At 70.0% G+C, this 18,153-nt stretch carries 13 protein-coding genes and 1 pseudogene; 11 read left to right on the top strand and 3 right to left on the bottom strand.

Annotated elements, in window-relative coordinates; genetic code table 11:
• The first annotated feature begins 23 nt into the window (after nt 1–23).
• From rplA to OG896_RS15120, 11 genes and pseudogenes are all read left to right on the top strand, one after another.
• Nucleotides 24–749, top strand: coding sequence for a 50S ribosomal protein L1 (rplA, locus tag OG896_RS15170; RefSeq protein ID WP_202235500.1), 726 nt, complete (start codon nt 24–26; stop codon nt 747–749).
• 213 nt (nt 750–962) lie between these two features.
• Nucleotides 963–1,841: a hypothetical protein gene (locus OG896_RS15165; RefSeq protein ID WP_329365828.1), complete on the top strand. Its 879-nt coding sequence runs from the start codon at nt 963–965 to the stop codon at nt 1,839–1,841.
• A complete protein-coding gene (locus tag OG896_RS15160) occupies nt 1,838–2,752 on the top strand; it encodes a hypothetical protein (RefSeq protein WP_329365827.1) in 915 nt (304 codons plus the stop codon). The genes OG896_RS15165 and OG896_RS15160 overlap by 4 nt, the downstream gene beginning before the upstream one ends.
• Nucleotides 2,753–3,166: 414 nt before the next feature.
• A complete protein-coding gene (rplJ, locus tag OG896_RS15155) occupies nt 3,167–3,709 on the top strand; it encodes a 50S ribosomal protein L10 (protein ID WP_329365825.1) in 543 nt (180 codons plus the stop codon).
• A 127-nt stretch (nt 3,710–3,836) separates the two neighbouring features.
• The gene (gene rplL / locus OG896_RS15150) at nt 3,837–4,223 is read left to right on the top strand and encodes a 50S ribosomal protein L7/L12 (RefSeq protein ID WP_328468062.1); all 387 of its coding nucleotides are present in this window, start codon (nt 3,837–3,839) and stop codon (nt 4,221–4,223) included.
• A 556-nt stretch (nt 4,224–4,779) separates the two neighbouring features.
• A complete protein-coding gene (gene rpoB / locus OG896_RS15145) occupies nt 4,780–8,265 on the top strand; it encodes a DNA-directed RNA polymerase subunit beta (RefSeq protein WP_328468064.1) in 3,486 nt (1,161 codons plus the stop codon).
• Between the two features lie 92 nt (nt 8,266–8,357).
• On the top strand, nt 8,358–12,257 hold the full coding sequence (locus tag OG896_RS15140) for a DNA-directed RNA polymerase subunit beta' (protein WP_328468066.1): 3,900 nt from the start codon (nt 8,358–8,360) through the stop codon (nt 12,255–12,257).
• A 262-nt stretch (nt 12,258–12,519) separates the two neighbouring features.
• Entirely contained in the window at nt 12,520–14,064 is a 1,545-nt protein-coding gene (locus OG896_RS15135) for an MFS transporter (RefSeq protein WP_329365821.1), read from the top strand.
• An 11-nt stretch (nt 14,065–14,075) separates the two neighbouring features.
• The gene (locus tag OG896_RS15130) at nt 14,076–14,708 is read left to right on the top strand and encodes a TetR family transcriptional regulator (protein ID WP_329365819.1); all 633 of its coding nucleotides are present in this window, start codon (nt 14,076–14,078) and stop codon (nt 14,706–14,708) included.
• An 80-nt stretch (nt 14,709–14,788) separates the two neighbouring features.
• A pseudogene (locus OG896_RS15125) lies at nt 14,789–14,887 on the top strand (DUF1707 SHOCT-like domain-containing protein); the annotation flags it as partial.
• Between the two features lie 211 nt (nt 14,888–15,098).
• Nucleotides 15,099–15,257, top strand: a complete 159-nt coding sequence (locus tag OG896_RS15120; protein WP_329374023.1) for a DUF4190 domain-containing protein — start codon at nt 15,099–15,101, stop codon at nt 15,255–15,257.
• A 55-nt stretch (nt 15,258–15,312) separates the two neighbouring features.
• On the opposite strand, the gene OG896_RS15115 is transcribed toward OG896_RS15120, so the two are convergent.
• The 3 genes from OG896_RS15115 to OG896_RS15105 are packed head-to-tail and all read right to left on the bottom strand — an operon-like array spanning nt 15,313 to nt 18,125.
• Complete coding sequence (locus OG896_RS15115) at nt 15,313–16,458, bottom strand: M48 family metalloprotease (protein WP_329365818.1); 1,146 nt, start codon at nt 16,456–16,458, stop codon at nt 15,313–15,315.
• A gap of 36 nt (nt 16,459–16,494) precedes the next feature.
• The gene (locus tag OG896_RS15110; protein ID WP_329365816.1) at nt 16,495–16,986 is read right to left on the bottom strand and encodes a Pycsar system effector family protein; all 492 of its coding nucleotides are present in this window, start codon (nt 16,984–16,986) and stop codon (nt 16,495–16,497) included.
• Complete coding sequence (locus OG896_RS15105; protein ID WP_329365814.1) at nt 16,983–18,125, bottom strand: PE-PGRS family protein; 1,143 nt, start codon at nt 18,123–18,125, stop codon at nt 16,983–16,985. Before OG896_RS15105 ends, OG896_RS15110 begins: the two co-directional genes overlap by 4 nt.
• Between the last annotated feature and the right edge of the window lie 28 nt (nt 18,126–18,153).

Genomic DNA, 18,153 nt, shown 5'->3' with positions numbered 1-18,153 from the left:
CCAAGACAACGTAGGAGCAGCAAGTGAGCAAGCGCAGCAAGTCTCTCCGCGCTGCGGACGCCAGGATCGACCGGGAGCGCGTGTACGCGCCCCTGGAGGCCGTCCGTCTCGCCAAGGAGACCGCGACCACCAAGTTCGACTCGACCGTCGAGGTCGCCTTCCGCCTGGGTGTGGACCCGCGCAAGGCCGACCAGATGGTCCGTGGCACCGTGAACCTTCCGCACGGCACCGGCAAGACCGCCCGGGTCCTGGTCTTCGCGACCGGTGACCGTGCTGCGGCCGCGGAAGCCGCGGGAGCCGACATCGTCGGCTCCGACGAACTGATCGACGAGGTGTCGAAGGGCCGGCTCGACTTCGACGCCGTCGTCGCCACCCCGGACCTGATGGGCAAGGTCGGCCGGCTGGGCCGCGTGCTCGGCCCGCGTGGTCTGATGCCGAACCCGAAGACCGGTACGGTCACCCCGGACGTGGCGAAGGCGGTCACGGACATCAAGGGCGGCAAGATCGAGTTCCGCGTCGACAAGCACTCGAACCTGCACTTCATCATCGGCAAGGTCTCGTTCGACGAGACCAAGCTGGTGGAGAACTACGCGGCGGCGCTGGACGAGGTCCTGCGTCTCAAGCCGTCCGCGGCCAAGGGCCGTTACATCAAGAAGGCGGCCGTCTCCACCACGATGGGCCCGGGCATCCCGCTCGACTCGAACCGCACCCGCAACCTCCTCACCGAGGAGGACCCGGCCGCCGTCTGACGGCAGCCAGGTCGCGCGTCAGCGCGGTAGCCGGGTCCCCGCCCGGCCGCACCAGTGGCACCAACCGCACCACGGCACCACCGCAGCACCACGGCGCCCCGCTTCCCCCGGTATCCACCGGGCGGAGCGGGGCGCCCGCCGTTTACAGTGGGGCGCTCACCCGTGACGCAGGGGCACGGGGAGCATGGGGCAACCAGGGGTGGGGACCACGCGATGAGATCAACCACGGCTGTCTGCTGCGCTGTCGCCGCGGCAGCACTGCTCGCCACGGCAGGCTGCGGCGGCACCACGCACCACGCGGCGGGGGACCGCCACACGGCCGCGGCCCCCGCGAAGGGCGCGGCGAAGGACACCGGGACCACGCCCCCGGCCGGCGACAGCGCGGCGAGGGCCGCCCTGACGGCAGCGGCAAAGCTGGCGGAGTCGAAGAAATCCGCGGACATCACGCAGACCATGGACCTGTACGGCAAGCGCACGTCGGCGAAGGGCAGTTACACGTGGGGGACCGGCGAGGCGCGTAGCGACACGATGGTCGATGCCGCCAAGCTCGGCTTCCAGAAGCTCGTCCACACCGATCAGATCGAGGCGCGGCAGATCGGCACCGCCACCTACTACCGCATCGACCCGCAGCCCAGCGGCCCGCTCCAGGGCAGGCACTGGCTGAGGATCGACCTGTCGGCGTACCTGGGCGCGGCTGCGGCGAACACCGACGCCGAGGACGCGGCCAAGGGTGATCCGGCCGTCGCGCTGCGCCGGCTCGCGGCCTCCACCGATCTGCGGACGGTCGGACCGGCGACGGTCGACGGCAGGCGGACGACGCACTACCGCGGCCACGTCCCCGCGTCCGCGGCCATGAAGAAGCAGGGCCTCGTGGAGCCGCCGCTCGAGGACGTGTGGCTCACGCCCGACGGCACGCTGGTCCGCGTCCGGCAGGACGTCAGCTCGGTGATCACCACCCTGGACTTCACCAGCTTCGGCGGGGTCAAGGAGATCGCGGTTCCGCCGGGCTGGGACACCGCCGACAGGACCGACGAGGTCGCGGCACAGCGCCAGAAGGCGCTGCACCCGTCGACCCCGGGCGCGACGTCGTGAGAACCGCCCGCGCCCTCCCGCTCGCCCTCACCGGCACCGCCGTCGCCCTCGCCGCACTGACGGCCTGCGCCGGATCGAGCAGCCCCGGCAACCGCGCCCACACCGGGCAGCCGACCGCGGCCACGTCCGCCGCTCCGTCGTCCCACCCGGCTCCCCGACCCGCCTCCGCCGTGGCCGCGCTGAAGCAGGTCCAGGCCCGGCTCGCCCAGGTGCACTCGGTGCGGGAGGACTCCTCCGACGCGTCGGGCGCCCTCAGTTGGCGGGAGAAGGGGGTGAGCGACTGGTCGCACGGCACCGTCGACGACACGGTCGTGACGTTCACCGACTCGGTCGAAAAGGCCGTCCTTCAGCAGTTCGGCGTGAGCCACAGCCTGGAGACCAGGTCGGTGGCGGGCACGAGCTACGTCCGCATCGGGCCGCAGGAGGCGGCGAAGAACGGCGGCCGGACCTGGGCGAGGTCGGCGGGCGGCGTGGGGGCCTTGGCGATGCTCCAGACGGTTCCCCAGCAGGGAGACGCCGGCCCCGCGGGGATCGTGTCGAAGCTGCTGGCGGTGCCCGGCGTGCACAGCGTGGGGACCGAGACCGTAAGCGGTGTGCGGGCGGTCCACTACACCGGGACGCTGACCGCGAAGCCGCCGACCCGCGACGCCGACGGGAAGCTGGTCATGGCCCCGGACACCCTGCATCAGGACATGCAGGCGGCCAACCTCACCCGGGAGAAACTGGACGTGTGGGTGTCGGTCGAGGGGCCGGACAAGGGACTGCCGGTCCAGGAGTCGCTGTACGGCACGGCGCCGCACCACAGCAGCGACACGGTCTCGATCCTCGCCCACTACTCTGGCTTCGGGCTGAAGGTGCACGTGGTCGCGCCTCCCGCGAAGGACTGCGTGGACGCCTTCGCGTTGCGGTAGCCGGCCGCGAACGACCGTACTCCGCCGGGGCCCGCGGCCTGTTCCGTACCGGCCCCGGCGGAGGCGGAGGCGGAGGCGAGGTGCTCCGGGGCGGCGCCGTTCCCGTGCCGGGCGCCTCGGAAACCCTTGTCGAAGAGAAGGATTTGCCCGACGGGCTCCCGCTCCCGTACTCTCAGCACGAAGCCAAAGACCGCAGGTTGTCGTCGTGCCCGTCATCGGGTGGGGCGGCCGAAGGAATCCGCTGAGTGCGGACGGCCCGCGTAGGTGATCGGACCAAGACCTCCGGAAGTGCTGAAGCACTTTCGTCGAGTTCCGCCCCGTGCGCCTGCGCTCGGGGCGTTTGTGTTGTCGCGCCAGTCACGTCCCCTTCGTCAACCGGGCGGTCCGCAATCACCCGGAAGGAGGCCGAGACTCATGGCGAGGCCCGACAAGGCTGCCGCGGTTGCCGAGTTGACGGATCAGTTCCGCTCCTCGAACGCCGCAGTGCTGACCGAGTACCGCGGTCTCACCGTGGCGCAGCTCAAGACGCTGCGCCGTTCGCTCGGTGAGAACGCCACGTACGCCGTGGTGAAGAACACGCTGACCAAGATCGCGGCCAACGAGGCCGGGATCAGCACGCTCGACGACCTGTTCGCAGGTCCGTCGGCCGTCGCCTTCGTGACCGGTGACCCGGTCGAGGCGGCGAAGGGTCTTCGCGACTTCGCCAAGGACAACCCCGCTCTCGTCATCAAGGGCGGTGTCCTTGACGGTAAGGCGCTGTCCGCCGACGAGATCAAGAAGCTTGCGGACCTCGAGTCCCGCGAGGTTCTGCTCGCCAAGCTGGCGGGCGCCATGAAGGCCAAGCAGTCCCAGGCTGCCGCGCTCTTCCAGGCGCTCCCGTCGAAGTTCGTCCGCACCGCGGAGGCGCTTCGGGCCAAGAAGGCCGAGGCCGAGGCAGAGCAGGGCGGTGCCGAGTAACTCGGCTCGCACAATGACCGCCGCCTGACCCGTATCCGTACGGAGCGGGAGCGGTCGCCGCGGGCCCGATGTATGCCCGCCGACATGTACACCACGGCACCAGCCGAATGAATGGAAGGACGCCATCATGGCGAAGCTCACCCAGGACGAACTGCTCGCCCAGTTCGAGGGCCTCACTCTCATCGAGCTCTCCGAGTTCGTGAAGGCGTTCGAGGAGAAGTTCGACGTCACCGCCGCCGCCCCGGTCGCCGTCGCCGCTGGTGGTGGCGCTGCCGCCGCCGTCGCCGACGCGCCGGAGGAGAAGGACGAGTTCGACGTCATCCTCACCGCCGCCGGTGACAAGAAGATCCAGGTCATCAAGGTCGTGCGCGAGCTGACCTCGCTCGGCCTGAAGGAGGCCAAGGACCTCGTGGACGGCGCCCCGAAGCCCGTCCTGGAGAAGGTCACCAAGGAAGCCGCGGAGAAGGGCAAGGAAGCCCTCGCGGGCGCCGGCGCCTCGGTCGAGGTCAAGTAACACCTCACCGCGCTTCTGCTCCACCCGCCGTAGGGCGGCCACCCGATCGGGTGGCCGCCCTCGGTCGTTTTCGATCTCCGCGAGGCTTGGGCCTTGACGGATGGCACGCAGCGCGCAATTCTCAGGACGCGCTGCCACACGCGGTCACCCGATCCCGCACACATCCGCCGCACACTTCTTGGCGAGCCGGATGCATGGATCGTCGGCGAACCGGGAATGGATGCGATGGTGGTTGAGTGACCGGTTCCGGCCGGGCGCGCAGCAGGCAGGACAGGATGACGGAAGCGGCACCCGGGCTCCGAGGGCCGGGCGACGCGGACGATGAGACAGGCGGAGGGGGCGACGATTCGGTACTCCGAATCTCAGCCTGGACATCAGTGGGCCAAGTGGCTACACTGACCCTTTGCGCTGCCTGTTAGCTGCTGCCTGGCCCGTCACCAGGGGTATGCCCGTGTCCGAGCACTCGTGAGGAAGCCTGTCATCAGGGCTTTTCTCTTCCGCTCGGGTTCGGTCCGGTACGCGCGTAGTGAGTCCGAGCCCTCGGAAGGACCCCCTCTTGGCCGCCTCGCGCAACGCCTCGACCACCAATTCGAACAACGGCGCAAGCACCGCCCCGCTGCGCATCTCTTTCGCGAAGATCCGTGAACCGCTCGAAGTTCCGAACCTCCTCGCGCTCCAGACCGAGAGCTTTGACTGGCTGCTCGGCAACGCCGCGTGGAAGGCCCGTGTCGAGGCGGCCCTGGACAGTGGGCAGGACGTCCCCAGGAAGTCCGGTCTGGAGGAGATCTTCGAGGAGATCTCCCCGATCGAGGACTTCTCCGGGTCGATGTCCCTCACGTTCCGTGACCACCGCTTCGAGCCGCCGAAGAACTCGCTCGACGAGTGCAAGGAGCGCGACTTCACCTACGGCGCCCCGCTCTTCGTCACCGCCGAGTTCACCAACAACGAGACCGGCGAGATCAAGTCCCAGACCGTCTTCATGGGCGACTTCCCCCTGATGACGAACAAGGGCACCTTCTGCATCAACGGCACCGAGCGTGTCGTCGTCTCGCAGCTGGTCCGCTCGCCGGGTGTCTACTTCGACAGCTCCATCGACAAGACCTCCGACAAGGACATCTTCTCCGCCAAGATCATCCCGTCCCGGGGTGCCTGGCTGGAGATGGAGATCGACAAGCGCGACATGGTCGGTGTCCGCATCGACCGCAAGCGCAAGCAGTCGGTCACCGTCCTGCTCAAGGCGCTCGGCTGGACCACCGAGCAGATCCTCGAGGAGTTCGGCGAGTACGAGTCGATGCGCGCCACCCTGGAGAAGGACCACACCCAGGGCCAGGACGACGCGCTGCTGGACATCTACCGCAAGCTGCGCCCGGGCGAGCCGCCGACGAAGGAGGCCGCCCAGACCCTGCTGGAGAACCTCTACTTCAACCCGAAGCGCTACGACCTGGCCAAGGTCGGTCGCTACAAGGTGAACAAGAAGCTCGGCAGCGACGCGCCGCTGGACGCCGGCGTGCTCACCACCGACGACATCCTCGCCACGATCAAGTACCTGGTGAAGCTGCACGCCGGTGAGACCGAGACGGTCGGCGAGTCGGGCCGGTCGATCATCGTCGAGACCGACGACATCGACCACTTCGGCAACCGCCGCATCCGCAACGTCGGCGAGCTGATCCAGAACCAGGTCCGTACGGGTCTCGCCCGTATGGAGCGGGTCGTGCGCGAGCGCATGACCACCCAGGACGTCGAGGCGATCACGCCGCAGACCCTGATCAACATCCGGCCGGTCGTCGCCTCCATCAAGGAGTTCTTCGGCACCAGCCAGCTGTCCCAGTTCATGGACCAGACGAACCCGCTGTCGGGCCTGACGCACAAGCGCCGGCTCAACGCGCTCGGCCCCGGTGGTCTGTCCCGTGAGCGGGCCGGCTTCGAGGTCCGTGACGTGCACCCGTCGCACTACGGCCGGATGTGCCCGATCGAGACGCCGGAAGGCCCGAACATCGGTCTGATCGGCTCGCTCGCCTCCTACGGCCGGGTCAACGCGTTCGGCTTCATCGAGACGCCGTACCGCAAGGTCGTCGACGGCCAGGTCACCGACGACGTCGACTACCTGACCGCCGACGAGGAGGACCGCTTCGTCATCGCGCAGGCCAACGCGCCGCTGACCGAGGAACTGCGGTTCGCCGAGTCCCGCGTGCTGGTCCGCCGCCGTGGCGGCGAGATCGACTACATCCCCGGCGACGACGTCGACTACATGGACGTCTCGCCGCGCCAGATGGTGTCGGTCGCGACCGCGATGATCCCGTTCCTGGAGCACGACGACGCCAACCGCGCCCTGATGGGCGCGAACATGATGCGCCAGGCCGTGCCGCTGATCAAGGCCGAGGCGCCGCTGGTCGGCACCGGCATGGAGTACCGCTGCGCGGTCGACGCCGGCGACGTGATCAAGGCCGAGAAGGACGGTGTGGTCCAGGAGGTCTCCGCCGACTACGTCACGGTCACCAACGACGACGGCACGTACACCACGTACCGGATCGCCAAGTTCTCCCGCTCCAACCAGGGCACCTCCTTCAACCAGAAGGTCGTCGTGGACGAGGGCGCCCGCGTGGTGGCCGGCCAGGTGCTCGCCGACGGCCCGTCCACGGACGAGGGCGAGATGGCCCTCGGCAAGAACCTGCTGGTCGCGTTCATGCCGTGGGAAGGCCACAACTACGAGGACGCGATCATCCTGTCGCAGCGCCTCGTGCAGGACGACGTGCTCTCCTCGATCCACATCGAGGAGCACGAGGTCGACGCCCGCGACACCAAGCTGGGCCCCGAGGAGATCACCCGGGACATCCCGAACGTCTCCGAGGAGGTGCTGGCCGACCTCGACGAGCGCGGCATCATCCGGATCGGTGCTGACGTGGTGGCCGGCGACATCCTGGTCGGCAAGGTCACCCCGAAGGGCGAGACCGAGCTGACCCCGGAGGAGCGGCTGCTGCGCGCGATCTTCGGCGAGAAGGCCCGCGAGGTCCGCGACACCTCGCTGAAGGTGCCGCACGGCGAGGTCGGCAAGGTCATCGGCGTGCGCGTCTTCGACCGTGAGGAGGGCGACGAGCTGCCGCCCGGTGTCAACCAGCTGGTGCGCGTGTACGTCGCGCAGAAGCGGAAGATCACCGACGGCGACAAGCTGGCCGGCCGGCACGGCAACAAGGGCGTCATCTCCAAGATCCTGCCGGTCGAGGACATGCCGTTCACCGAGGACGGCACCCCGGTCGACATCATCCTCAACCCGCTCGGCGTCCCGTCCCGGATGAACCCGGGCCAGGTGCTGGAGATCCACCTCGGCTGGCTCGCGAAGCAGGGCTGGGACGTCTCCGGTATCGCCGAGGAGTGGGCCAGCCGGCTCGACGCCATCGGCGCCGGCCGGGTGGAGCCCGACACCAACGTGGCCACGCCGGTCTTCGACGGCGCCCGCGAGGACGAGATCGTCGGTCTCTTCGAGGCCACGGTCCCCAACCGCGACGGCGACCGGATGGTGAAGTCCTCCGGCAAGGCCCGGCTCTTCGACGGCCGCTCCGGCGAGCCGTTCCCGGAGCCGATCTCCATCGGCTACATGTACATCCTCAAGCTGCACCACCTGGTGGACGACAAGCTGCACGCGCGCTCCACCGGTCCGTACTCGATGATCACCCAGCAGCCGCTGGGTGGTAAGGCGCAGTTCGGCGGGCAGCGATTCGGCGAGATGGAGGTGTGGGCGCTGGAGGCTTACGGCGCCGCGTACGCACTCCAGGAACTGCTGACCATCAAGTCCGACGACGTGCTCGGCCGCGTGAAGGTCTACGAGGCCATCGTCAAGGGCGAGAACATCCCCGAGCCCGGCATCCCCGAGTCCTTCAAGGTGCTCATCAAGGAGATGCAGTCGCTCTGCCTCAACGTGGAGGTGCTGTCCAAGGACGGCATGTCCATCGAGATGCGGGACACCGACGAGGACGTGTTCCGTGCGGCGGAGGAGCTCGGCATCGACCTGTCCCGGCGCGAGCCGAGCAGCGTCGAAGAGGTCTGACGGGCCGGCCCGTCCGGTCTCCAGCCGGACGGGCTCTCCCGCGACCCGTTCAGACCATTTGAGAATCAACCCTGAGAGGGATTGACGACACAGTGCTCGACGTCAACTTCTTCGACGAGCTGCGGATCGGCCTGGCCACCGCGGACGACATCCGGACCTGGTCGCACGGCGAGGTCAAGAAGCCCGAGACCATCAACTACCGCACCCTCAAGCCGGAAAAGGACGGGCTCTTCTGCGAGAAGATCTTCGGCCCCACCCGGGACTGGGAGTGCTACTGCGGCAAGTACAAGCGCGTCCGCTTCAAGGGCATCATCTGTGAGCGCTGCGGCGTCGAGGTCACCCGCGCCAAGGTGCGTCGTGAGCGGATGGGCCACATCGAGCTGGCCGCGCCGGTCACCCACATCTGGTACTTCAAGGGCGTGCCCTCGCGCCTGGGGTACCTGCTCGACCTCGCCCCGAAGGACCTGGAGAAGGTCATCTACTTCGCGGCGTACATGATCACCTGGGTGGACGACGAGCGCCGCACCCGCGACCTGCCCTCGCTGGAGGCCCAGGTCTCCGTGGAGCGCCAGCAGGTCGAGCAGCGGCGTGACGCCGATGTGGAGGCCCGGCAGAAGAAGCTGGAGGCCGACCTCGGCGAGCTGGAGAACGAAGGCGCCAAGGCCGACGTCCGCCGCAAGGTGCGTGAGGGCGCCGAGCGCGAGATGAAGCAGCTGCGCGACCGCGCCCAGCGCGAGCTGGACCGGCTCGACGAGGTGTGGGCCCGCTTCAAGAACCTCAAGGTCCAGGACCTGGAGGGCGACGAGCTGCTCTACCGTGAGCTGCGCGACCGGTTCGGCACGTACTTCCAGGGCTCGATGGGTGCCGCGGCGCTGCAGAAGCGCCTGGAGTCCTTCGACCTGGACGAGGAGGCCGAGCGCCTCCGCGAGATCATCCGCACCGGCAAGGGCCAGAAGAAGACCCGCGCCCTGAAGCGGCTCAAGGTGGTCTCCGCGTTCCTGCAGACCACCAACAAGCCCGGCGGCATGGTGCTGGACTGCGTCCCCGTGATCCCGCCGGACCTGCGTCCGATGGTCCAGCTCGACGGTGGCCGGTTCGCCACCTCCGACCTGAACGACCTGTACCGCCGTGTGATCAACCGCAACAACCGCCTGAAGCGCCTGCTCGACCTCGGTGCCCCCGAGATCATCGTGAACAACGAGAAGCGGATGCTCCAGGAGGCCGTCGACGCGCTCTTCGACAACGGCCGCCGCGGCCGCCCGGTGACGGGTCCCGGCAACCGTCCGCTGAAGTCGCTCTCCGACATGCTCAAGGGCAAGCAGGGCCGGTTCCGCCAGAACCTGCTCGGCAAGCGCGTGGACTACTCCGCGCGTTCGGTGATCGTCGTCGGCCCGCAGCTCAAGCTGCACCAGTGCGGCCTGCCCAAGGCCATGGCGCTGGAGCTCTTCAAGCCGTTCGTGATGAAGCGCCTGGTGGACCTCAACCACGCGCAGAACATCAAGTCGGCCAAGCGCATGGTCGAGCGCGGCCGCACGGTCGTGTACGACGTGCTGGAAGAGGTCATCGCCGAGCACCCGGTGCTGCTGAACCGTGCGCCGACCCTGCACCGGCTGGGCATCCAGGCGTTCGAGCCGCAGCTCGTCGAGGGCAAGGCCATCCAGATCCACCCGCTGGTCTGCACCGCGTTCAACGCGGACTTCGACGGCGACCAGATGGCCGTGCACCTTCCGCTGTCCGCGGAGGCGCAGGCCGAGGCCCGCATCCTGATGCTGTCCTCGAACAACATCCTCAAGCCCGCCGACGGCCGCCCGGTCACCATGCCGACCCAGGACATGGTGCTCGGTCTGTTCTTCCTGACCACGGACTCCGAGGAGCGCGAGGTCAAGGGCGAGGGCCGGGCGTTCGGCGCCACCGCCGAGGCGATCATGGCCTTCGACGCGCGTGAGCTGTCGATGCAGGCGCGGGTGGACATCCGCTTCCCGGTGGGCACCGTCCCGCCGCGCGGCTGGACCCCGCCGGAGCCGGTGGAGGGCGAGGAGCCGTACCAGGTCGGTGACAGCTTCCGGCTGCGCACCACCCTGGGCCGGGCGCTCTTCAACGAGCTGCTGCCCGAGGACTACCCGTTCGTGGACTACGCGGTCGGCAAGAAGCAGCTCTCCGAGATCGTCAACGACCTCGCCGAGCGGTACCCGAAGGTGATCGTGGCGGCGACGCTCGACAACCTGAAGGCGGCCGGCTTCCACTGGGCGACCCGCTCGGGCGTCACCGTGGCCGTCACCGACATCGTCGTGCCCGAGGCGAAGAAGGGCATCATCGCCTCCTACGAGGCGCTCGACGAGAAGGTCCAGAAGCAGTACGAGCGCGGCCTGATCACCAAGCAGGAGCGCTCGGACGAGCTGATCAACATCTGGACCAAGGCGACCAACGAGGTCGCCACGGCGATGAACGCCAACTTCCCGAAGACCAACCCGATCTTCATGATGGTCGACTCGGGTGCCCGCGGGAACATGATGCAGATGCGTCAGATCGCGGGTATGCGTGGTCTGGTGTCGAACGCCAAGAACGAGACGATCCCGCGTCCGATCAAGGCGTCCTTCCGCGAGGGCCTGTCCGTGCTGGAGTACTTCATCTCCACCCACGGTGCCCGTAAGGGTCTGGCCGACACCGCGCTGCGTACCGCCGACTCGGGTTACCTGACCCGTCGTCTGGTGGACGTCTCGCAGGACGTGATCATCCGCGAGGAGGACTGCGGCACCGAGCGCGGTCTGAAGCTGCGGATCGCCGAGCGGGCCGAGGACGGCACGCTGCGCAAGGCGGAAGACGTCGAGACCAGCGTGTACGCGCGGATGCTCGCCGAGGACGTCGTGGTGGACGGCAAGGTCATCGCCCCCGCCAACGTCGACCTGGGCGACGTGCTCATCGACCAGCTGCTGCGGCACGGCGTCGAGGAGGTCAAGACCCGCTCGATCCTCACCTGCGAGTCGGCCGTCGGCACCTGCGCCTACTGCTACGGGCGCTCGCTGGCCACCGGCAAGCTGGTGGACATCGGCGAGGCGGTCGGCATCATCGCCGCCCAGTCGATCGGTGAGCCCGGTACCCAGCTGACGATGCGTACCTTCCACACCGGTGGTGTGGCCGGTGACGACATCACGCAGGGTCTGCCGCGTGTGGTCGAGCTCTTCGAGGCGCGCGTGCCCAAGGGTGTCGCGCCGATCTCCGAGGCGGCCGGCCGGGTCCGGGTCGAGGAGACCGAGAAGACCAAGAAGATCATCGTCACCCCGGACGACGGTGCCGACGAGATCGCCTACCCGATCTCCAAGCGCGTCAAGCTCCAGGTCGGCGAGGGCGATCACGTCGAGGTGGGCCAGAAGCTCACCTACGGCGCGACCAACCCGCACGACGTGCTGCGCATCCTCGGCCAGCGCCAGGTCCAGATCCACCTGGTGCAGGAAGTGCAGAAGGTCTACAACTCGCAGGGCGTGTCGATCCACGACAAGCACATCGAGATCATCATCCGGCAGATGCTGCGCCGGGTGACGATCATCGAGTCCGGCGACGCGGAGCTGCTGCCGGGCGAGCTGGTCGAGCGCGGCCGGTTCGAGACCGAGAACCGTCGCGTGGTCTCCGAGGGCGGTCACCCGGCCTCGGGTCGTCCGCAGCTGATGGGTATCACCAAGGCCTCGCTGGCCACCGAGTCCTGGCTGTCGGCCGCCTCCTTCCAGGAGACGACCCGGGTGCTGACGGACGCGGCGATCCACGCGAAGTCGGACTCGCTGCTGGGTCTGAAGGAGAACGTCATCATCGGCAAGCTCATCCCGGCCGGTACGGGTCTGTCCCGCTACCGCAACATCCGGGTGGAGCCGACCGAGGAGGCCAAGGCCGCGATGTACTCGGCCGTCGGCTACGACGACATCGACTACAGCCCGTTCGGCACCGGCTCCGGCCAGGCGGTGCCGCTGGAGGACTACGACTACGGCCCGTACAACGGCTGAGTGGTGGGCCTGACGGTCTGAAGGACCGCGGTACGAAGGAAGGGCGGTCGCCCCGGGACTCCGGGGCGGCCGCCCTTCTCGTGTGCCCGGGGGGCGCGCGTGGGGCTGTGTGGGCCGTGCGTGGCGCCGTGCGTGCGGCCGGGCCGGCCGGTTGGGCCCGGGGTGCCGTCGGGGCGGAGATAGATGCGTGTTACCGTTATCTCCGTTGTCATCATCTGATGACATCAGTGGGTGACAACCGACCCGGGAGAGCGACGGCATCGTGTCGATCAGCGGAGACATAGCAAGCGGGCCCGCCGGGCCCGGGGCCCTACCGCGCGGGCTGCGACTGCGCCTGCTCGGGCCGACCCTGGTGATCGTCGGCTCGCTGATGTCGGTCGTCTCCAGCCTGGGCGCCCCGCTGATCCCCACCATCGCCCACGCCGACGGCGTCTCGCTGAGCACGGCTGAGTGGCTGCTGACCATCACGCTGATGACCGGCGCGCTCGCCACGCCCCTGATGGGCCGGCTCTCCGACGGGCCCCGGCAGCGCGAGGTGATCCTCGCCGCGCTCGGCTCGGTGGTGGCCGGCTGCGTGGTCGCCGCGCTCTCCAACGGCTTCGCCATGCTGATCGTGGGCCGCGGCCTGCAAGGGGTGGGGCTTGGCCTGCTGCCGGTGGCGATGGCCGTCGCCCGGCGCAACCTCGCGCCCGAGAAGTCACGGCAGGCGATCGCCACGCTCTCGGTCACGGCCGCGATCGGCGCCGGGCTCGGCTACCCGCTGACCGCGCTGATCGCGGAGACCTTCGACTTCCGGGGCGCGTACTGGTTCGGCGCGATCACTGTCGGCTGCGCGTTCCTGCTCGCCGCCTTCGTGCTGCCCGGCCGCGCCGAGGTGCCCACCCGGCGGTTCGACACCGTGGGCGCGACCCTGATCAGCCTGGTCGTCGTCGGGCTCTCGGTGGCGCTCAGCGAGGCGGGCGGCTGGGGATGGACGTCGGCCCGCGCGCTGGGCCTCTTCGCCGGCAGCCTGGTGCTGCTCGCGGTGTGGATACCGTACGAGCTGCGCACCACCGACCCGTTGATCGACCTGCGGCAGGTCAAGAACCGCTCGGTGCTCACCGCCGACACCGGCGGGTTCCTGATCAGCGTCGCGATGTACCTGCTGCTGCCGGTCGTGGTGGAGTTCGTCCAGGTCCCGGCGTCCCAGGGCTACGGCTTCGGGGCCTCGCTGGTCGTCTCCGGCCTGGTACTGGTGCCCTACGCGGTGACGAACTTCGTGGCCAGCCGCTTCCTCGGGATGTACGAACGCCGGTTCGGCACGCGGAGCATGATCCCGCTCGGCTCGCTGATCTTCGCCTTCGGCACCGGCTTCTTCGCGCTGGAGCACTCGCACCTGTGGGAGGCGTTCGTGGTCTCCGGGATCGCCGGCTTCGGCATGGGGTTCACCTACGCCGCGATGCCCGGCTTCATCGTGCGCGCGGTGCCGGCCGGCGAGACCGGCAGCGCGACCGGCTTCTACCAGGTGCTGCGCAGCATCGGCCTGACGCTCGGCAGCGCGCTGTCGGCGGCCGTGCTGATGGCGCACACCCACGCGGGGAGCGCGCTGCCGGAGGTGTCGGGGTTCCGGATGGCCCTGATCATCGCGTCCGCGCTGGGCGTGGCCACGGCCGTCATCAGCTTCGTGCTGCCCGGGCTGGGGGCCGGCCGCCGGGTCGCGTCGGGCGCCCCGGCCCCGGCGGCGGTCGTCCCTATGATGGAGGAGGAGGCCGAACTCGCCGGCTCCGGCTACATGACCGTCGACGACCGGACTTCTGACACCCGCTGAGGAGGACCAGGGTGAGCGCCGAGCACGCGGTGCCCGAGCGGCCGCGGGCGGGCCGGGCCCGGGACGCCGCCGCCAGCAAGCAGGCCCTGCTGCGGGCCGCGCAGGAGCTCTTCGGGCAGAAGGGCTTCGAGCGCACCACGATCCGGGAGATCGGCGAACGCGCCGGTGTGGACGCGGCGTTGATCGCCCGCTACTTCGGCAACAAGGCGGAGCTGTACGTCGCCGCGGTGGTGGCCGAGGACGCCGCCGCGCGCATGCCGGCCGACTTCCGGGGGCTGGCGCAGATCACCCACACCCTGGTCACCAGGTCCGACGAGCGCGGGCCCGGCCCGATCCTCCAGGCGCTCATCCGGTCCGACACCTCCCCGGAGATCCGGGTGGCCGCCGGTGACCGGATCGCCCGCCGCGTCGTCGAGCCGCTGGCCGCCGACCTCGCCGACCGGGACCTGGACCGCGCCCGGCTGCGCGCGGAGATCGCCGTCTGCGCGCTGTACGGCATCAGCCTGGGCCGCTCGCTCGGCTGGTTCGAGGAGATCCGTTCGGTCCCCAAGGACGAACTGGTCGCCCTGGTCACGGAAGCGCTCAGCGCGCTCGCCACGCCGGGAGCCGATGAGGAGCCGGGCGGCGTTCCCGGCGACGGCTAGCCGTCGCCCGCCGTCGCGCGATTCCCGCAACCGCACCGCGATTCCTCCCGCGGACCGCCGTTTTGGGGCATCCTGGAGGCATGCTGGCCGGTGACGCGGATCGTGAGCACGCGGTGGACATCCTCAAGGAGGCGTACACCGAGGGCCGGTTGAGGCCCGAGGAGTACGACGAGCGGATCGGCTGGGCGTACCAGGCACGCACCTACGCCGACCTCGACCGCATCACCGCGGACATCCCCCACGCTCCGGCGCACCGGGCCCCGCCGCAGCCGTATCCGCCCGTCCCCCTCACCTTCGCGCCGGTCCCGCGCACCAACAGCGCGGCCACCGCCGCCCTGGTCTGCGGCATTCTCGGCTTCCTGACCCTGCGTCACCTCGCTTCCGGCGGTCATCTGCGGCCACGTCGCCAGGGGCCAGATCCGCCGCACCGGCCAGCACGGCGACGGGCAGGCCACCGTCGGCCTCGTCCTCGGCTACCTCGGCCTGGCCGGCCTGCTCGCCTTCATCAGCCTGATCGCCGTCCTCCTCGCCTTCGCCCCAGGCCCCTGACACCGGTCCCCTGACGCCGGGCGGCCGCCCCCCTCCGGCGGCCGCCCGGCGCCGATCAGCGGGCGGGCTCCAGGTAGGGCCGCAGGTGGTGCAGCCGGGTGTGGTAGTCGGGGTGCGAGGACAGCAGCCTGGTGAGCAGACCGCCTTCCGTGGTCGCGGCCGTCGCGCCGTGTGCCGGCAGGGCGAGGGTTGCGGTGCGGGGGTCCCGACGGCTCTGCGACTGCATGGTCTGGAGGACCTCCGCGAGCATCGGCCCGAAACCCAGCGCTGCCGCGTGCTGGTCGGCGCGCAGCTCGGCGCGGCGGCCGACGGCCGCCAGCAGGTACGGGGCCACCAGCAGCGGGAGCACGACGAACCAGTACGACACGGCGAGCGCCACCACGAACCCGGCCGCCATGATCAGCAGCAGGAACGTCAGGCAGCCGTTGACCCGCCGGAAGAAGCGCGCCACCGCGCGGACCGCGGCCCAGGCCAGCCGGCCCGGCGTCGCGTACCACTGGCCGAGCAGCGACGACCAGGCGTGACCGCCGGTGTGGTGGCTGAGCTCGTGGGCCAGCACGGCCGCGAGCTGGCCGTCGGGCAGGGTGAGGGAGAAGCGGGTGACGCCCACGATGTGGCCCGCCGCCGAGAGGGCGTTGAGGTCGTCGCGGTCCTCGACCCACAGGTGGTACGCGCGGCCCTCGACGCCGGCCAGCGCGGCCACCTTTCGCCACTGCGGCTCCAGCCGGTGCCACTCCGACGGGGTCGGATAGCGCAGTCCCAGCAGGTGGCGGGCGATGAAGCTCTCGGTCGGCGGGTGGAAGACCAGGGCCCCTGAGGCCAGCCAGGCGGCCACGATCACCCAGTCCGCGCGGGGGAGGACGGCGTGCGCGATGCCGGCGACGAGGATCAGGCTCACCAGGAAGCTCGGCAGGTGGAGGAGGAGCTGGCCCAGCGCGGTGGCGTCCGCTCCGCGCTGCCGCCTGGTGAGGTGCACCCGCCCCGGCGCGGCACCGGCCGTCCACGGCTGCTGCTGCCGCGGAAACGGTGGAACGACGGGTCCGGGGGGTGGCGCGGCCGTGGTGGTGGCCGTGGAGGGCCGCGGTGGCAGGCCGCCGGGGTAGGGAGGCGGCGATGGCCGGGCGCCCGTGGGGTAGCGCGGCGGCATGGATGGGCCGCGGCTGTCGGGCGGGTCGTCGTCGGTGGCGGACGGGGTGGTCATGCGATGTGCCTTCCGATCGGGCGTCGCGGGTGTCGGTCAGCCGAGGAGCAGGGCGCTGGGCAGCAGCACCGCGCCCGCGGCATAGGCGATCAGCCCCACACGTATCCAGGTGTGCTTGGTGCCGACGATGCGGCTGGTGGCGGAGAGGGCGTCGATCAGGCCCGCGTCCGCGGCGGCGTCGGTGTCCGCCAGCGCGCGCGGCAGCACGTCCTGGGCGACCGCCCGCCGGATGTCGTCGAAGTAGGTCAGCGGGCGGCCCGGGGCCCACAGGTCGCTGCCGTAGCGGGGTGTGATCGCCAGCAGCAGGGCCAGCAGGCAGCCGGCGAGCGACGCGATACCGGACCACCACAGGAACTGGTCCGCGGTCGCCAGCCGGGTCGGCGTCCAGCCGTGGGCCGCCAGCAGCGCGCCGACCAGGCCCGCGGTCATGCTCAGCGCACCGAGCAGGACCGATGCCTTGTTGTCGGCGTGGGAGATCTCGGAGCGCAGCTCGGCGAGTAATCGTTGGCCCGCGGTGGCGCTGCTCACGACTCGCCCGTTTCCGGCTCGTTCGGGCCGCTGGGTCCACTCGGCTCGCTGGACCCATGGGGCCCGCTGGGCGGTGGTGCGTCGTGGGGTCGGGTCCACGGCAGCACGCCGGGCATGGGCGGCGGGGCCTTGGTGGCGCCCGGCAGATTGCGGGTGAGCACCTCTTCGATGATCTGGGCGGCGTGCTTGTTCATGTCCTCACGCTGGTACTCCTCCAGGCCGGCGCTCTTGAGCACGTCCAGGGCGACGTTCACCTGGCTCTGGATGAGGGCGAGCTGGTCCTGGCGCAGGCTCTCCATCACCAGCCGGGAGTCCTCCGGGTGCCGGGCGAGGTGGAACGCCCAGGACCGCACGCCCTCCTGCTGGAGGTAGTACTGGTAGAACTCGATCTTCTCCGCTTCCAGGCTCTGGCGTTCGATCTCCCCGCGCCCCTTGAGCATCGCCAGCTCGTGTTCCTGCTCGGCCTGAGCCGTCGTGCGTTCCGCCTGGAGCCGGCTCTCGCGCATCGCGAGCGCGTGCGAGGCGCTGAGCTTCTCGTCCGCGTAGCGCGTCTGGCGAAGCTCGCGCTGGTGTGCCAGCGCGTCGTCGTCCACGTGCAGGCGCAGCATCCAGTCCACCCGCAGCCCGGCATCGCCGCCCAGCGGCCCGGTCGTCTCGACGGCGCGCCGCACGGCCTGTTCGGCGGCTGAGGAGCGGTCGATCGGCAGTGCCCGGGTGTGCGGGCGGGCGAGTTCTTCGAAGCGCCGTTCCAGCAGCGTCGGCACGTGGCGCTCGCCGCTGGCGACGAAGAGGTCGGGCCGGACGACCTGCCAGCTCAGCTCCAGTTCCGCGGTGAAGTGGAAGGCGTCGTTGTCGCTCGGCAGGCGCAGCGAGGACGCGCAGCGGTGGATGCCCACGTCCACCTCGTACACGGCGGAGTACCGCTTGGTGGCCATCTCCGAGCGGGTCGGCCGGTGCGGTGGCATGAAGACGTCGTAGCCGCCCTTGCCGGTGGTGAACACCAGGGCGTTGTCGATCCGGCTGTAGAGCTTGCGGTACTCGAATCGGGCGAGTTGGCGCACCACCAGGACCGGGTCGGACAGATCGCTGTGTCGGTCGGCGCCCTGGTCCCAGTCCGGGGGGCGGCGGAAGTCCGCCATGGTTCGTCGCTCCTTGTCGTCGCGGGTG

Source organism: Streptomyces sp. NBC_00669, assembly GCF_036226785.1.
In the GTDB taxonomy this organism is placed as follows: domain Bacteria; phylum Actinomycetota; class Actinomycetes; order Streptomycetales; family Streptomycetaceae; genus Actinacidiphila.
The sequence above is the reverse complement of the archived record's forward strand: the minus strand, read 5'-3'. Positions and strand labels throughout refer to the sequence as shown.